Raw genomic sequence first — 17,193 nt, forward strand, 5'->3', positions numbered from 1 at the left:
GCTAATGCAAAATGCTATTTTTTGGGTGGTTCATAAGGAATTTCCAGAATGAAAGTCGCGCCTTCTCCCAGGCCAGGGCTTTCCACGCTTAGTTTACCACCAATCTGTTCCGCTAAAATTGAACTGCTGTGTAATCCAATGCCATGGCCGCCAACCTTGGAGGTTTGGTTGAACATAAAAATTGAGACCAGATTTACAGATGGAATCCCAATACCATTGTCAACTACTTTTAATTTAATCGATTCGGCTTGCTTCTCAATTTCAATGCACAGGTTCCTCTCCCGCTCGACCTCCTTCAACGCGTCAATGGCATTGGTAACAAGGTTATTCAAAATATGCCATATCTTGAATTTATCTTGCATGATATCTCTACACTCGCAATAGTGTCTGCTCAGCTTAACCCGGTGTTTTTTTATGCGTTCTGAATGTATTTCCAGGACATTGTCCATCAGCTCGGTGATATTAAATTTTTCAACCACAGAAGCCCCTTGTTTAAATTGAAAATTATTGATAACAAGCATAATTTTATCAATACTTTCATTTAGAGAAGTTAACTGGGCAATGAAGGTTTGATGTTCCCCCTTTAAAAGCTTGGTCAGCAAACATAAATACTCTGGAATCTTTTCCCCCTTTTCATTCTTAGTGAGATAGTCCGCCAGATCATTCTGATGTTCTTCGAGTAACTGGCCAACTTTTTCCAAACTGTTTACTTTTGAATTTAAAAAAGATTCTTTCATTACAGATACTGTCACCAGCACGCTGCTTAAAATATTACCTATATTATGGAGCAACATGGTCGACACATCGCTCATGCCAGCCTGGCGTGAAGAAAATACCAATTTTTGGTTTAATAAGGCGACTTCCTTTTCATAAGCTTTCCGCTCCGAGATGTCACGCAAGATAAAAATAGTGCTGTCGTTATTCAGTAAGGCGGTTTTAAGCTCCACGGGAATGTCCATGTTACGATAGGTAATCAGATATTCCTTTTGTACATCATGCGCCTTGACGTCGGAAATAACACCTTTGCCGCTCTCATCCTTGTTCTGTTTAATCAAAAAGGTACTATCAATAGGCTGGCCTACAAGTTCCTGTTTTTTAATTTTGAAAACCTTGGTTGCAGCCTTATTTACCAGTTTTATATGATTGGAACTATCAGTGATTATTATTGGCTCAGGCGCATATTCTATAATATGCCGATTTTCCTCCTCAATACTCTTTAATTCTTTGTTGATCTGCTCAATTGTTATCATTCGGTTTTCTAAGGCATTGTGGACTCTTCCAATTACATTAAGCAAAGCGTTAACCTTGTCTGCCATGAAACTCAGTTCATCCTGCCCGGAAATGTACACTCGCTTGGAATACCCCCCCTGGTTGGCAATGGCTGTGATCTGATTGTTAAATAGAGCAATTCGCTTTAAAACTATTAGATTAATCATGATCCATAGGGCAAATAAACAAATGAAAAAAATAATCGCTAAGAGGCCTATAAACAAGTAAATCGCCTGTTCACTATACTTGTAGATATCCCGGTTCATTTTAAACGACAGAATAGCAATTGGCGCATCGTAAATGTCTCTGATTAGGAGTTTTACAAGAATTTCGTTCTTTTGAAAAACAGTCGTGTGATCTTCGGTGAATTCTTTTATTAATGCGGCTTGTTTATTTTTATCAGTCAAGCTCAATGGTTGAATACTGAGCGGCAACTCCAGAGCATTGGAATATCCTTTAAGACGGGTCAAGTTCAGTGGCCGCATAAGGATCAAATAACCCACAGTAGGGCCTTTTCTATCACTATGACGGATGGTAATGGAGGCGACAAACTGGATATTGTTATTGAAATAAATTATTCCACCCTCTGGCTTGATTTCTGATTTATAGCGGAAAAAGGGGCTTTTTATATAAAAATAGTGCTTATAGTCAGCAGGTAAAGCCTGGGGCTTTTTGTTTTCCAGGTTAAAACCTGTATAATAAGTCAATTGAAAATCTTTAGAAAATAATAAATAGAAACTCCACTGATTACTGAAAAACGCATCTGCAAACAGGTTTTGCTTGATATAATAGGGGTTCCTATTTAAAGCAAACTCATAGGTTTCGTCCCAATGTCCCCAATCAAGCGACAGTACTTTCAATCGCTCCACTTCATCATTTAAAATATTTCTAACTCGTTGAATATTCTCATTAATAAGTTGCTCTTCTATTTGCAGCACATTATGAAGGAGAACATTATTAGTAATGAAATAGACTAACCAGCCCGTGGTGAAAAATATAAGTGTAAAGACGACTGCAATTTTGGGTCGCAGGTTTTTAAAAACTGCCCACTTATCTCTCATGTGTGTATTCCTGTATACATCTGAAAAATAATACTAATTTTAGTCTAGGGTAAATTGACAAAATAAGAAAACTTATTTACCTTGCAACTTTATCTGGCAGGACATATGGATGAAAAGAATTTTCTCACTGCTTCTAATAAGTCTTTCATTTTCAGGTTTTTCAAGTAATGCGGCTTTAAGAATCCCCCCCTCGCCCAAGTCCCCATCTGTAAGGGCTGATCCGCAACCCGAGGCCAAGCCTACCAAGCAGAAAACCCTGGCGGATAACATAGTTGACAATATGAGCGGAACCGTTGCGCTGACCTCTAACTACATGTTTAGGGGATTAACTCAAACTGAAAATTTACCCGCCATACAGGGTGGGTTTACTTACACCTCACCCTGGAATTTTTATGCTGCCTTATGGGCTTCTAATAATAAATTCCTGGATACAGATATTAATCTTGAGGTTGACCCCGGAATAGGATTTTACAAGGAAATTACCGATGATTTTAATGTGGATCTGAGCTTTTATCGATATTATTTCCCTTCGGATAGAATGTGGAATTATAACGAATGGCTTGGACAGGTTAATTTTAAATTTTTACAATCCAATCTCGGCTACACCAATAATATCTACAATCTTAAACGCACTGGTTTTTATATAGACGGGGGGATTAATTATACATTTCCCTCCCACTATTTAGCAGGAATTGAAAATATCAACGCCTTGTTTGGCCGTTACACCCTACCAGAAGATTTTCCAGATGAAGCGGGTATCAGCTATAATACATACTATATTGCATTGAGTAAGACCTTTAAAAATTACAATTTTGCTGTGCAATATTCTAACACAACAGAGCGTGATTTTTACAGCTGGTACGGCGGGGAACATTTTTTCTGTACATTGACGGCGACATTCTAACTGCCCTTGATGATGAGGAAGGCATGGACAAAAACGACGAAGTGATCAAGATATTGATAGTGGATGATACACCCGAAATTCATCATGCGTTTTTGGAAATTTTAGTTAAAAGAGCCTCTAGCGAAAACAACCTCTTTCATTCTATGGAAGAGGAAATATTTTCTGAACTACCCGATTTACGTACGAAATCCAAACCCTCTTTGCCCACATTCAGCATCACAAGCGCCATGCAAGGAGAGGAAGGGATAGAGGAGGTCAAAAAAGCGATTGCTAACGGGCATCCCTACGCACTGGCTTTCGTTGATATTCGAATGCCGCCGGGCCTGGATGGGGTGGAAACCATCAAACGTATTTGGGAAGTCGATCCGAATATACAAATTGTCATCTGCACTGCCTATTCGGACTATACATGGGAAGAAACAGTTGAAAAATTGGGAGAGAAAGATAATCTTCTGATTATTAAAAAGCCATTTGATGCTGTATCCATCAGACAGTTAGCCTGTGCATTGACAAAAAAATGGCAACTCTCCAAAGAAACCCGACAAAATGTGATGATGCTTGAAGAAAGAGTTTCTGAAAGAACCCGCTCATTAAAGCAATCACTATCAGTCACCAGGGGAACACTGGAATCATCACCTGATGGTATTCTGGTATTGGATGTTAACAATCAGCTCATCGATTTCAACAAGCATTTCGTGGAATTCTGGCAAATCCCCCCCTCCATGCTTGAAGGGCGAAAGGCAATAACCATCCTGAAACATATTGGAAAAAAACTGGTTGAACCGGGGGAATTCAATCAACTTATCGAAGATATTATTTCAAGGAACCACTCCCAAAAAAGCATCAATGTCAGTTCAAAAACCCATCGTATATTTGAAGTGAATAAACAGGTCTATAAGCTGGGGGAGGAAAATGCGGGGTACATCTTCAGTTTCAGAGATATTACCAGCCGCGCTTTCATGGAAGCCAGAATACAATACCAGGCCACACATGATCCCTTAACGAAATTAGCAAACAGAGTTTTGCTATTCGATCGTATTGAAGCGTCTATCCAGCAGTCAAAACGCGAGAATACCCAGTTTGGGGTATTATTTTTTGATTTAAATCGTTTTAAATTGATAAATGATAGTTTAGGACATGCTGCGGGGGACATGCTGTTAATTAAAGTGGCGGAACGCTTGAAAAAAAGCCTCAGGAAATCAGATACGTTATCCCGAATTGGCGGGGATGAGTTTGTTATTGTTACCTCGGCATTACACAGCACCAACATTAAGGTTTTTGCTGATAAAATTTTAGGGCAATTTATTGAGCCGTTTATAGTGAAAGAGCAGGAGCTTTACTTAACAACGAGTATAGGAGTATCTGTTTATCCGGGAGATGGCTGCACGACCGAGGATTTACTCACAAATGCCGATACGGCTATGTATAATGCCAAGGAAATTGGGGGTAACCGTTACAGTTTCTATAACGATAGGCTAAAAATCGAAAAAACCTGTTTACAACTGCAGTTTGATTTTCATAAGGCCCTGAAATGTAACGAGTTTTTTCTTAATTACCAACCCCAGTATGATATTGAATCGAATACTATCCAGGGTATTGAAGCTCTCGTAAGGTGGCAACATCCTGAGAGGGGTACCTTGTTACCCATTGATTTTATAGAAACCGCAGAAGAAACAGGATTTATAATACCTCTTGGTGAATGGATACTGAAGGAGGCCTGTAAACAGAATAAAAGTTGGCAGGATCAAGGTTTTCCTAAAATGGTAATGGCTGTAAATATGGGTACAAAACAACTGAAACAGCCTGATCTGGCTAAAAAGGTTAAAACGATACTCGAAGAAACACAACTCGAACCGCAATATCTGGAAATAGAGCTCACCGAGAACACTTTTATCAATCTGGTGCAAACGCACAATGAAATATCAGAACTTAAAAAATTGGGAATTAAAATTTCACTGGACGACTTTGGTGCAGGATATTCCAGTTTAAATTATTTACGTCAAATCAAAATTGACCGCTTAAAAATCGATAAGTCTTTCATTGACAACATTGATGTCGACCAACGTGACGAGCAGATTATTGAAGCCATTATTTCCATGAGCAATGTACTGGGTTTTCATGTGGTTGCGGAAGGGGTGGAAACTCAACGGCAATTCAATTTCTTGCAGGAAAAACGCTGTGAAGACGTTCAGGGATACTATTTCAGCCGGCCTTTGATGAAAGAGCAAATCGAGTGCTTGCTGAAAGACCAACGAAAAAAGTAATGCAAGCAAAATGCTCTCTATGCATATACAGTGTAGGTATCTACACATCTCCACTAGCCCTGCGGCTTGTCCCATAGCTATCTTCCAATAGTTTCCCCGTCCGAATCCCCGCGGCTTTGAACCGCGGGGCCCATGCCTGTTGAAGTAGTATGGTCCTCAGACAAGTTTCAATGTTGCAAAAAATAGGGTTTAACAGGTAGTTATAAACAAGTGTGCGTAACATTAAATTGGCTTCGTGTGGGCCCCGCGGTCGCAGCCGCGGGGATTCGATAGCTTTTAATTCTCATGCACTTGTGTAGATAAGTATGCTTAATTAGCCGGGTTTTCGGCATTCCTTGTTGTCATGCAAAAATCGTTGCTATGATATTCAGGCAGAATTGACCTTTGGCATATTGGACGTTTGCCATGCTAGTCCCTATCAGTTAATTGACAAAAGGAGTTGTTAATGATTGAAATCGATCTCACCTGTTTGGATGAAATAACCAAACCGTTATTAAAAACCTTGCTAGCCTCTACCAAAGATCCGCTTTTTGGACAGGGGATCTATTATATCAGTTTATATTCCGACTTGCTTCCCGCAGGCGAAAACAAAATAGTCATACCCGTTCTTCTTAAAAATGCATTCCTGGTTACTCCGAGCAAAAATCATCCGGGAGAATACAACCTTGAAATTTTTTCAAATCAAATCGGCGCTGGCGCTTTCGCAAAGGTCTATGAGTCAGAGGGAAAAGTCAAAGTTCATCAGGATTTCAAATTTGTAAAAAGAGCAGCGGACAAAGAGCGTGTGATCAAAGCGGTGCACTACGATGAGAGCGAACGTAACAAGGTGGCCAAGGAAGCCCAGCGTGCCAACCTCGGTGATGCATTGAAATGCAAGCCCGCCTTGTTTAGCAGCAACCACTGGGCATTTTTAGTCATGAAAAAAGCGAAAGGGATTACTCTGGAACGATTAATTAACCAGATGAGAATTCGGGAAATTAATCCAACGCTTCGTGAGCTTATTACTGTAACCCGAGCTATTCTGTTACAGATAGATACGGTTCAGCAAAAAAGATACGCACATCGCGATATTAAACCGGCTAATGTAATGGTTGACCTACCCAATGGTTGCGCGACATTGGTTGATTTTGCGTTTGCAAAAGAATTGAAAAAACCTAAAATCACCTGCCATCATAACCGCGGTACCCGGCTTTTTGCTGCCCCCGAAGTCTATGAGGACGGGGAGTTGACTGCACAATGCGATGATTTTGCAGCAGGGCTTAGCCTTGCAGAGTTGTGGGGTGATACTTACCTCGATTTCATTGCAAATACTGGCAATGAAAAATTATTGTACAAGAGAAATCGTGAGGAAACTTTTACCAATCTTTATGCTCAAATGAACGTGCCGGAAACGATTAAGGCAATTCTCGATACTATCATTTATGGTTTGACTCGTTATGATCCTGAAAAACGTCTAAGCTGTAGAGATTGCATTGCCTTATGCGATCAATTATTAAAAGAGCCCAATCTTGATACATTGATTTATACCCCTCCAACACCTGAGGAAAGAGAACAGCAGTTCGACGAAATATCGAGCGAGAATCCAGACGACTATTCAAGCCAGAGTCCGCAAAGCTCAGGCTCATGGGAGGCATCAGCCTATTGCGTATAATCCGCAATCAACTACCGTGCGTCTGCGGTAGTTGCTATTGGGTTTAGCCATTTGTGGAAGAAAACCTGCCAATACATTGTAATTATCTGTATTTAAAACTAAAGTATCAGGCTAGCAAGGAATGCAGTCGAGTTATTGTATACAATGAAAACTTATTTGTTTATCTATCTGATTTCCCTATCTACATCAATTTATTCACAGCAATTTTCTAACCCATTAGATGTTAAACAGTTCGAAAAGACAGGCGTTTGTGAATCCTGTGACCTCAGTAATGATTATTATCTTTATACCGATAAGCTCGGCGCCATCAATCTCAATAACAGTAATTTAACCCGATCCAACCTGGGTATTTGGGGTAATCATCAATACTCGAGCTTCAGCCGTATAACAGCCATTGAGCTTTCTCTTGGAACGGCTGATTTTGCTTATAGTGATTTTAGCTTTGCAAATCTAAAAAATGCGAAATTGAGCCTTAATAATTTTACATCATCCGATTTTACAGGGGCCAATCTATCCGGTGCCAGTTTCGCGGGTGCTAATTTATACCAGGCAAAAATCACCGAGAAACAACTGAAGTCAATGAGCTCTATTTGCAATGCTATCCTGCCTGATGGAAAAGTTGGGAGTTGCGATTTTCGCTGATTTTACATTAGCTTATGCTAATAAATTCCGCTTATTAACTTATTCATGCGTTTTACCCTAACCCGTTTGCACTTCACATTCCTGGGCCCATACCCTTAACATTACATTGCCTTTATCCTGCAAATGGTAAGGAACAGTCCTTACTTCAACCCCGTAGTTTTTCTGCTGCAATAATAGCAAGACCGGGCCTAATAAAGGAGAAGGATTATCGAAACGATCAATTAAAGGAAAAACCCTTAATTCTTTGGCAACACGCGTCAGCTCCTGAATAACCGCCATATGAAAATCCAGATTCTGGTTATCGAGACCCGCAAAGAGATAATGTGAGCTTAGGGCTAGATCAAAATAGAAGCTGTCGAAGGGTAAACTGATATTTTGAATCCCCTGATAACGTTTTTCTTTCTTTCCTTGCTCAAAGTCTGAAAAAAAATCGTTCATCCCCTGGCGTCTTTTTTCAATCAGACCATCCAGCCCGCCATAATCTGCGAAATTATATTTGTCATGATCCTGTCTTACTTGTGCAATCATATCTTCAAAAACCAGGGAGGTCTTGGTTTTTAAAGTAGAAGCATCCAGTGAAAACAAAGGATCGCAGCTGATACAGGACCGGGTATAAGGCTTTACTTCAAGATTAAAGGCGCTGGGGCCGCAGCCGTATTCCAGAATCCGTCCTTTCAAATCGTTTTCACCGAGATCAAACATTTCCCGATAATCATCAATATGGTGCCCCCAAAGTACCAGCTTGCTCATTTACACCCCTCTTCTTGTTTTGAACCGCATTGGATTTTGCTGCGATGATTCTACTGTGCTAAGCTAAAATCTCAGTTGGATGCGTTTAACGAATAAAATCAGGTTGAAAGTTCAACTTGATTGGGTATAGTCTAGCTCATTTGCTCCACTAATGTGAGTAGCTGAAAACAAACAGGGGAAATGCTTTTACTGTTTGTTTTACTATTGACTCGAGTATGGCCTGGCTAATCAAGCCCGGACAACTCCAAAACACAGGAAATCATCATGCATACTGGTTTGCAGTTTCAGCTAGGCGAAACGATTGATTTATTGCGTGACAGCGTTTACCACTTCGCCCAGAAAGAAATCGCCCCTCTGGCAGCACAAATTGATGAAGAAAACAAATTTCCAAATCATTTGTGGCGTAAATTAGGGGACATGGGCCTCTTAGGTATCACAGTCAGCGAGGAATACGGCGGGGCGGATATGGGCTATCTCGCTCATGTAATCGCCATGGAAGAAATTTCACGGGCATCCGCATCGGTTGGCCTGAGTTTTGGCGCCCACTCCAATCTCTGCGTCAATCAAATATCGTTAAACGGCAACTCGGAACAAAAAGAAAAATACCTGCCTAAATTAATAAGCGGCGAATTTGTGGGTGCCTTAGCCATGAGCGAAGCCAATTCAGGTTCGGATGTTATGAGCATGCAATTACAGGCAAAACGTTCAGGCGACAGATTTATCCTTAACGGCACTAAAATGTGGATCACTAACGGTCCGGATGCCGATGTGCTGGTTGTGTATGCCAAAACCGAAAAAGACGCCCAAAGCAAAAGCATTACTGCATTCATTATTGAGAAAGGCTTCCCAGGATTCAGAACAGCTCAAAAACTGGATAAACTGGGAATGCGCGGCTCCAATACCTGTGAACTGGTTTTTGACAACTGCGAAGTACCTGCCGATAACATTCTGGGTGAATTGAATCAGGGTACAAAGGTTCTGATGCGCGGCCTTGATTATGAAAGAACTATTCTTTCCGCAGGCCCTGTGGGGATCATGCAAGCCTGTCTGGATGTAGTCCTGCCTTATGTCCATGAGCGTAAACAATTTAATAAGGCGATTGGCGAGTTTCAATTTATTCAGGGCAAACTGGCCGACATGTATACCCGGCTTTCGGCCTCCAGAGCCTATGTCTATGGTGTAGCCGCAGCCTGTGACAGACAACAGGTAAACCGTAAGGATGCTGCGGGCGTTATCTTATATACTGCAGAAACAGCCACACAAATGGCCTTGCAGGCGATTCAAATTTTAGGTGGAAATGGTTACATTAATGAATATCCAACCGGACGGCTGCTGCGGGACGCAAAGCTTTATGAAATAGGAGCCGGTACCTCGGAAGTGAGACGAATGTTAATCGGTCGTGAACTTTTTAAAGAAACTGAATAAGGAAAAATACAAATGGATCAAAATGATGTTGTCATTGTTGCCGCGAAAAGAACACCCATGGGAGGAATGCTTGGTTCTTTATCCAGTTTAACTGCACCTGAGCTGGGTGCAATCGCCCATGCAGCTGCAATGGAGCAGGCCAATATCAACCCTGCAGAAATCGACCAGGTTATTTCCGGCTGTGTTTTACAGGCAGGTATTGGACAGGCGCCCGCCAGACAGGCAGCCATCAAAGCAGGTATTCCCCATTCAGCAGGTGCAACCACAGTGAACAAGATGTGTGGTTCCGGCATGAAATCAATTATGTTTGGCCATGACATGATTAAGGCTGGCTCTGCGAATGTTGTTCTTGCAAGCGGAATGGAAAGTATGAGTAATGCGCCCTATTTACTGGCCAAAGCACGCGCAGGTTATCGTTTAGGCCATGGTGAATTGAAAGATCACATGTTCCTTGATGGCCTGGAAGACGCTTATGAGCGCGGCCAATTAATGGGATGCTTTGCAGAAGCCACCGCCCAACACTTTCAATTTAGCCGTGCGGCGCAGGATGAATATGCAATCCGGTCACTCACCCGCGCCCTGCAGGCACAGCAGGATAACGCTTTCCGCGCAGAAATAGTTCCCGTGACGATCGCCGGACGCAAGGGAGATACCATTGTCTCCCAGGATGAGGGTCCAGATGAAAGCAAACTCTCCAAAATTTCTCAATTGAAGCCCGCTTTCAAAGCCGATGGAACTGTTACTGCCGCAAATTCAAGTTCAATTTCAGACGGCGCAGCCAGTATCATCATTACCAGCGCAGGACACGCGAAAAAGCTGGGTATGACGCCCCTGGCAAGAATTGCGGCCCAGGCAACCCATTCACAAGCACCGGAATGGTTCACCACAGCGCCTGTTGATGCAATCCGAAAAGTAATGAATAAAGCCGGATGGCGGCAGCACGATGTAGACCTGTTTGAGATTAACGAAGCCTTTGCAGTAGTTGCCATGGCAGCGATCACCCAGCTGGAACTGGATGATACCAAGGTTAATATTCATGGCGGCGCCTGCGCCCTCGGCCATCCCATCGGAGCTTCCGGCACACGCGTTATGGTTACGCTTTTGCACGCACTGCAAAGACAGCAGAAATCACGCGGTATAGCAGCGCTTTGCATTGGCGGCGGCGAAGGTATCGCAATGGCGATTGAGCTGCTTTAAACAGCTGTAGGTTGGGCTGCAAAGCCCAACCTAGTCTTATTAAGATGGAAAATTATGCTTAGACAAAGCCTTATCTATCTGGTGCTGACCATTCTCGTGGTGGTCTTTGCCAGATTTGCACATACCCTGATTCTTTATATTGATTTGTTTTACACTTATATCAATATAAAACTAACTCCCCTGTTCACCCATACGGGAGTTGGCGTGTTGATTCGTAAAATTATTCTGTTGACCTTTATACCTGTTATTATTGCATTGGTCCCTGCCTTGATTTACCGCCCAATTAAGGGGAAACCAATGCCATACTTTCTTGAATTAACCTGGTGTTTATGGCTGGTCATCGTACTTAGCAACATCCTGATACGTTAAGGTAAATCAATGGCTAAATTAAGCAGTCAAATTAACCCTGCAAGTAAAGAATTTAAAGAAAATGCTGCTGCGATGCAGTCACTGGTGGACAATTTGCAGAATACCATCCAGCAAATTGCTTTAGGCGGCGATGAAAATGCAAGGCTACGTCACCTGAAACACGGCAAACTACTCGCCCGGGAACGCTTACAGCAATTAATTGATCCAGGCAGCCCTTTTCTCGAATTATCTCAGCTCGCTGCCTATCAGGTGTACAAGGATAATATCCCGGCCGCGGGTATAATCACGGGTATTGGCCGCATTCACCAGACTGAATGCATGATTGTTATCAATGATGCAACCGTCAAGGGCGGAACTTACTACCCTTTGACAGTTAAAAAACACCTTCGCGCCCAGGAAATTGCTGAGAAAAACTATCTGCCCTGCGTTTACCTCGTTGACTCTGGTGGCGCATTTCTGCCTCGCCAGGATGAAGTATTTCCTGACCGCGATCATTTTGGACGCATTTTTTATAATCAGGCTAATCTCTCGGCTAAAAATATTCCACAAATCGCTGTAGTCATGGGCTCCTGTACCGCCGGCGGTGCCTATGTACCGGCAATGGCTGATGAATCAATTATGGTTAAAAATCAGGCTACTATATTTTTAGGGGGCCCTCCTTTAGTCAAAGCCGCTACTGGTGAAGTGATTAGCGCTGAAGAATTAGGCGGCGCCGATGTCCACTGCAGGCAGTCAGGCGTTGCTGATCATTATGCCGATAACGATGCGCATGCCCTGCACCTGGCACGCAATGCCATCAGCCATTTAAACAGGCAAAAACCAAATTCACTTCAACGCAAAGAAAGCCGCGAGCCGCTTTATGACAGTTGGGAATTGAATGGCATTGTGCCGACTGATCCGCGCAAACCCTTTGATATTCGTGAGATTATTGCCAGGATTGTAGATGGTTCAGAATTTGATGAATTTAAAGCCTTGTTCGGCACTACCCTAATATGCGGATTCGCGCATTTATATGGTTATCCGATAGGTATCGTAGCCAACAATGGAATATTGTTTGGCGAAAGTGCGCTAAAAGGAACCCATTTTATTGAGTTGTGCTCTCAGCGAAATATTCCATTACTGTTTTTGCAGAATATCACCGGTTTCATGGTAGGCAGTAAATACGAGGCAGGCGGTATTGCCAAACACGGCGCAAAAATGGTCACCGCTGTGGCGACGACCCAGGTTCCAAAGTTTACAGTCATTGTAGGCGGCAGTTTTGGCGCCGGAAATTACGCAATGTGCGGCCGCGCCTATGATCCGCGCTTTTTATGGTCTTGGCCTAATGCGCGCATCTCAGTGATGGGAGGAGAACAGGCTGCGAATGTGCTGGCACAGATTAATCGCGATAAACACAGTAAGCAGGGAACCGAATGGCCTGCTGAAGAGGAAGAAGCATTTAAGTCCTCCATGCGCGCCCAGTATGAAGAACAGGGTAATCCCTACTATGCCAGCGCAAGACTATGGGATGATGGAGTCATTGCCCCTGCAGACACCCGCCGGATTCTGGGGCTTGGCCTGTCAGCTGCATTAAATGCCCCGATTAATCAAACCCGCTTCGGCATATTCAGGATGTAAGGATAAACAAATGAGTGATCTGCAATGCGAATTAAAAGGACGTGTCTTCGAAATCAGCCTCAACCGGATTGATAAAAATAATGCATTCGATGATGACTTGCTAAAAAAAATGCAGACAAGCCTGGACGAGTCCATTCAGGATCCTGCCGTTTCTGTTATTTTACTGCGGGCTAATGGCCGTCATTTTTCAGCAGGCGCCGACTTGCAGTGGATGCAGCGGATGGCCGCCTTTTCCCAGGAAGAAAATCTGGCCGATGCAATGGTTCTTGCCCGGCTGATGCATACACTTTACTCCTGTCCAAAGCCTACGGTGGCGGTGGTACAAGGGGCAGCCTATGGCGGCGGTGCAGGGCTGGTAGCTGCCTGTGACATAGCCATTGCCGGCCACTCCGCCCGATTCTGCTTTTCTGAAGTCAAACTGGGCTTAGTCCCTGCGGTAATCAGTCCCTATGTCGTCAGGGCAATTGGCGAGCGTCTGACCAAATGGCTATTTATGAGTGCAGAAGTATTTAATGGCGAGCAGGCAAAACAGTATAATCTGGTTCATCATTATATTGATGATTATTTATTGGATTCTTTTGCTTTAGATTACGCCAGCAAACTCAGCCACCTTGCCCCTAAAGCCGTTGTTGACTGTAAACCGCTCATTGATTGGGTTGCATCCAGAACGATTGACCAGCAGCTCATACAGGAAACTGCCGCTATCATTGCTGAAAAACGGGTTTCTGAAGAAGGACAGCGTGGATTACACGCTTTTTTGAATAAAGAATCCCCTAACTGGAATTAAGGATTTTCATGTTTAATAAAATTCTTATCGCTAACCGCGGTGAAATTGCTTGTCGAATCATTCGTACAGCAAAGGGCATGGGGATAAGCACCGTTGCCATTTATTCAACAGCGGATAGAGAGAGCCAGCATGTCCTGCAGGCTGATGAAGCCTATTGGGTTGGCGAGTCGCCAGCACTTGCAAGCTATTTAAACATCGAGGCGATAATAGCCATCGCCAGAAAAGCCAATGTCCAAGCCATCCATCCCGGCTATGGATTTTTATCAGAGAACCCGCAGTTCGCATTAGCCTGTGAGAAAGCGGGTATCGTATTCATCGGCCCGACAATAAAAGCCCTGGAAGCAATGGCTTCCAAACAATTAGCCAAACAGCTATTGGAAGGCACGGCTGTTCCGCTGACACCCGGTTATCACGGTGATAGTCAAAGCGATGAGCGTTTGCTGGATGAAGCACAGCGTATTGGCTTTCCCATCTTGCTAAAAGCAGCAGCCGGAGGTGGCGGCAAGGGTATGCGCGCAGTTCATGAGCTATCTGAATTTGATTCAGCTTTAGCAGGCGCACGCCGTGAAGCGGCGGCCAGTTTTGCGGATGACACCATGATCATCGAAAAACTGGTTTTGAATCCTCGCCACGTTGAAGTACAAATCATGGCCGATCAGTTTGGTGAAGCCGTTCATCTTTTTGAGCGTGATTGCTCTATCCAACGCCGGCATCAAAAAATTATTGAGGAAGCCCCTGCTCCTGATTTGCCTGGTGAATTAAGGCAGGGAATCGCTGAAGCGGCCTGCGAAGTGGCACGTTCAATCGGCTATCTGGGTGCGGGTACTGTTGAGTTTCTGGTCGAAGATGGAAAGCATTTTTATTTCATGGAAATGAACACCCGTCTTCAGGTAGAGCATCCAGTAACCGAAATGATTACTGGACTGGATCTGGTTGCCTGGCAGATAAAAATTGCTGCTGGATTGCCCTTACCGCTTAAGCAAGAAGGAATTCAGGCACAAGGCCATGCTATTGAATGCCGTATCTATGCAGAAGATCCTGCGCAGAATTTTATTCCTTCAATCGGCAAGATTAGTTTCCTGAAAGAACCTTCCGGTGAAGGGGTTCGAATTGATACAGGGGTTAGCTGCGGTTCTTCAATTAGCCAATACTATGATCCGATGATTGCCAAACTGATTGTCTGGGGTAATAATCGCCCTGAAGCAATTCAACGTCTTCAGCAAGCGCTTAATTCCTATGCAGTTGGAGGGCTTAAAACCAATATCGGTTTTCTTAAAGCAATCTGTAATCATCCCCGGTTTATCAGCGCTGATCTGGGCACCGATTTTCTCAGCAGGGAAACCATTGAAATACAATACCCTGAAGAAAAACAATCGCTGCTATTCTCAGCAAGCTATGATTACCTTCAGTTAACAGTTCAGGAACAGGATCCACTGTTCCGCGAGAATTTTTCCTGGCAATTACATTTACAGGGATTCTGGTTTTTCCGTTATCAGCTAGAGGGAAAATTGCATGAGATTAAAATTATCCCTGTTAATTCTCAGAAATTTACCGCTGAAATTGAAGGTAAACAATACACATTGTCCGCCAGCTATGAAGCTGGACGCCTGACTATCGATGATGGGCAGCAACGCCAGTCGGCCTGGGTGATTAACAGAAGTGATTGTATTGAAATTTATCAGGCTGATGGCAATGCACTGGTAGAGCGCTTTAGTTGGGAAACCAACCACGCCGAATCTGGCAGTCAAAGCGGACGTTTAACGGCTCCAATGCCGGCAACTGTTGTTGCTATTTTAAAAAATGAAGGCGATATGGTAAAAAAAGGAGAGCAGCTGCTAATTCTGGAGGCAATGAAAATGGAACACAGCATCCGCGCTCCGAAAGACGGCGTGATTTCTGAGTTTTTTTACAATATCGGTTCTCAGGTCAATGAGGGTGAAGAGTTGCTTAAGCTGACGTGATACGAATATGCAAACATCAGGCAAAACCATAGGAAAAGACCAAGATGAGTTATCCACAACAGGTTACGATAGTAGAAGTAGGCCCTCGTGACGGTTTGCAAAATGAACAAGTCTTCGTGCCTACTGAGTCCAAAATTGAACTGATTAACTTACTCAGTGAGAGCGGCCTGCGTTATATTGAAGCGACCAGCTTCGTATCGGCCAAGGCCATCCCGCAGCTGGCTGATTGCGAAGAAGTTTTCAAATCAATTAGGAAGCCTGCAAATGTTCATTTATCGGCTCTGGTACCCAACATGAAGGGGCTGACGAAAGCCCTACATTGCGGCGTTGGGGAAATTGCCCTGTTTACATCCGCCAGTGAAGCATTTAACCACTACAATATTAATTGCTCAATTGCCGACAGTATTCGCCGCTTCGAGCCGGTAATGGAGATTGCCAGACAAAAAGACATACCCGTTAGAGCTTATATATCCTGCGCCCTTGGCTGTCCTTATGAGGGGAATATTTCCCCCGATCAGGTCATTAGCGTCATGCGTGCCTTGCTTGAAATGGGCGTTTCTGAAATTTGTCTGGGAGACACCATTGGCGTTGGGACACCAAAACAAACGCAGCATTTAATTTCTGAAGTACTTGAATTTTTGCCGGTCAACCAACTCGCAATGCATTTCCATGACACTTATGGGCAGGCAATTGCCAATATTTTTACCTCCCTTGGTTTAGGGGTCAGCCGCTTTGACAGCTCTGTAGCGGGTCTGGGCGGCTGCCCTTACGCGCGCGGCTCGGCGGGCAATGTCGCGACGGAAGATGTGCTTTATCTTATGCATGGATTGGGAATAGAAACCGGCATCGATATTTATAAAATTGTGGCTGCCGGGGATATGATCTGTAAAATTTTAGGTAAAAAAAATCAATCCAAAGTGGCAACTGCCCTGCTGGCCAATCCTTAATCATGAATATTCCCAACCAGGGTATATACTTAAAATAGCCTAGTAATTAAGTAAACTCCTGACAGGAGATTTTATGGATAATCGAAATAAAATCATCGGCATTGCAACCCTGATTATCATTATACTTGTGGCTGCACTCGCATTTTATAACTACAAAGGTTTTCATTCGGTTGATACGTCTACTAACGCATCTGTGCCGACTGAAGTAGCCAGCCCCCCGGAGGGCGGAAGTTAGATTTCTGTCTTTGCGAACAGGCCCTGCAACACCCCGGATTTTTTCAATCCCTTTACGATTCTTTACTCTATGAAAATCTGAAAACCAGTGTAAGATTCCGGGTAAATTTATTTA

14 protein-coding genes are annotated in these 17,193 nt (G+C 43.4%); 12 read left to right on the forward strand and 2 right to left on the reverse strand.

From position 1 onward, the window contains the following. Positions 1-14: 14 nt before the first annotated feature. Positions 15-2,330, reverse strand: coding sequence for a CHASE4 domain-containing protein (locus DYH42_RS10660; RefSeq protein ID WP_058523201.1), 2,316 nt, complete (start codon positions 2,328-2,330; stop codon positions 15-17). 109 nt (positions 2,331-2,439) lie between these two features. Between DYH42_RS10660 and DYH42_RS10665 the strand changes: the two genes are divergently transcribed. From DYH42_RS10665 to DYH42_RS10680, 4 genes are all read left to right on the forward strand, one after another. Beyond that, positions 2,440-3,234 (forward strand): TorF family putative porin, encoded by a 795-nt coding sequence (locus tag DYH42_RS10665; RefSeq protein ID WP_058523200.1) that lies wholly within the window; start codon positions 2,440-2,442, stop codon positions 3,232-3,234. 23 nt (positions 3,235-3,257) lie between these two features. Continuing rightward, a complete protein-coding gene (locus DYH42_RS10670) occupies positions 3,258-5,498 on the forward strand; it encodes an EAL domain-containing protein (protein ID WP_058523199.1) in 2,241 nt (746 codons plus the stop codon). Positions 5,499-5,943: 445 nt separating this feature from the next. Further along, positions 5,944-7,149 carry a protein kinase domain-containing protein gene (locus tag DYH42_RS10675; RefSeq protein WP_058523198.1) on the forward strand — a complete coding sequence of 402 codons (1,206 nt, stop codon included), beginning with the start codon at positions 5,944-5,946 and terminating at the stop codon, positions 7,147-7,149. A gap of 144 nt (positions 7,150-7,293) precedes the next feature. Beyond that, complete coding sequence (locus DYH42_RS10680) at positions 7,294-7,791, forward strand: pentapeptide repeat-containing protein (RefSeq protein WP_058523197.1); 498 nt, start codon at positions 7,294-7,296, stop codon at positions 7,789-7,791. Positions 7,792-7,848: 57 nt separating this feature from the next. On the opposite strand, the gene DYH42_RS10685 is transcribed toward DYH42_RS10680, so the two are convergent. Then, on the reverse strand, positions 7,849-8,541 hold the full coding sequence (locus tag DYH42_RS10685) for a hypothetical protein (RefSeq protein ID WP_058523196.1): 693 nt from the start codon (positions 8,539-8,541) through the stop codon (positions 7,849-7,851). A 264-nt stretch (positions 8,542-8,805) separates the two neighbouring features. Between DYH42_RS10685 and DYH42_RS10690 the strand changes: the two genes are divergently transcribed. From DYH42_RS10690 to DYH42_RS16610, 8 genes are all read left to right on the forward strand, one after another. Further along, on the forward strand, positions 8,806-9,966 hold the full coding sequence (locus DYH42_RS10690; protein ID WP_058523195.1) for an isovaleryl-CoA dehydrogenase: 1,161 nt from the start codon (positions 8,806-8,808) through the stop codon (positions 9,964-9,966). Positions 9,967-9,978: 12 nt separating this feature from the next. Then, positions 9,979-11,163 (forward strand): thiolase family protein, encoded by a 1,185-nt coding sequence (locus tag DYH42_RS10695; protein ID WP_058523194.1) that lies wholly within the window; start codon positions 9,979-9,981, stop codon positions 11,161-11,163. 54 nt (positions 11,164-11,217) lie between these two features. After that, positions 11,218-11,532, forward strand: a complete 315-nt coding sequence (locus DYH42_RS10700; protein ID WP_058523193.1) for a hypothetical protein — start codon at positions 11,218-11,220, stop codon at positions 11,530-11,532. Between the two features lie 9 nt (positions 11,533-11,541). Next, entirely contained in the window at positions 11,542-13,149 is a 1,608-nt protein-coding gene (locus DYH42_RS10705) for a carboxyl transferase domain-containing protein (RefSeq protein ID WP_058523192.1), read from the forward strand. 10 nt (positions 13,150-13,159) lie between these two features. Further along, positions 13,160-13,936 carry an enoyl-CoA hydratase-related protein gene (locus DYH42_RS10710; RefSeq protein ID WP_058523191.1) on the forward strand — a complete coding sequence of 259 codons (777 nt, stop codon included), beginning with the start codon at positions 13,160-13,162 and terminating at the stop codon, positions 13,934-13,936. 8 nt (positions 13,937-13,944) lie between these two features. After that, complete coding sequence (locus tag DYH42_RS10715) at positions 13,945-15,897, forward strand: acetyl-CoA carboxylase biotin carboxylase subunit (RefSeq protein WP_058523190.1); 1,953 nt, start codon at positions 13,945-13,947, stop codon at positions 15,895-15,897. Positions 15,898-15,941: 44 nt separating this feature from the next. Further along, the gene (locus DYH42_RS10720) at positions 15,942-16,844 is read left to right on the forward strand and encodes a hydroxymethylglutaryl-CoA lyase (protein ID WP_058523189.1); all 903 of its coding nucleotides are present in this window, start codon (positions 15,942-15,944) and stop codon (positions 16,842-16,844) included. A 73-nt stretch (positions 16,845-16,917) separates the two neighbouring features. Further along, on the forward strand, positions 16,918-17,079 hold the full coding sequence (locus DYH42_RS16610; RefSeq protein ID WP_157062384.1) for a hypothetical protein: 162 nt from the start codon (positions 16,918-16,920) through the stop codon (positions 17,077-17,079). The last annotated feature ends 114 nt before the right edge of the window (positions 17,080-17,193 follow it).

The sequence above is a fragment of the Legionella birminghamensis genome (assembly GCF_900452515.1).
GTDB classification, from domain to species: Bacteria; Pseudomonadota; Gammaproteobacteria; order Legionellales; family Legionellaceae; genus Legionella_C; species Legionella_C birminghamensis.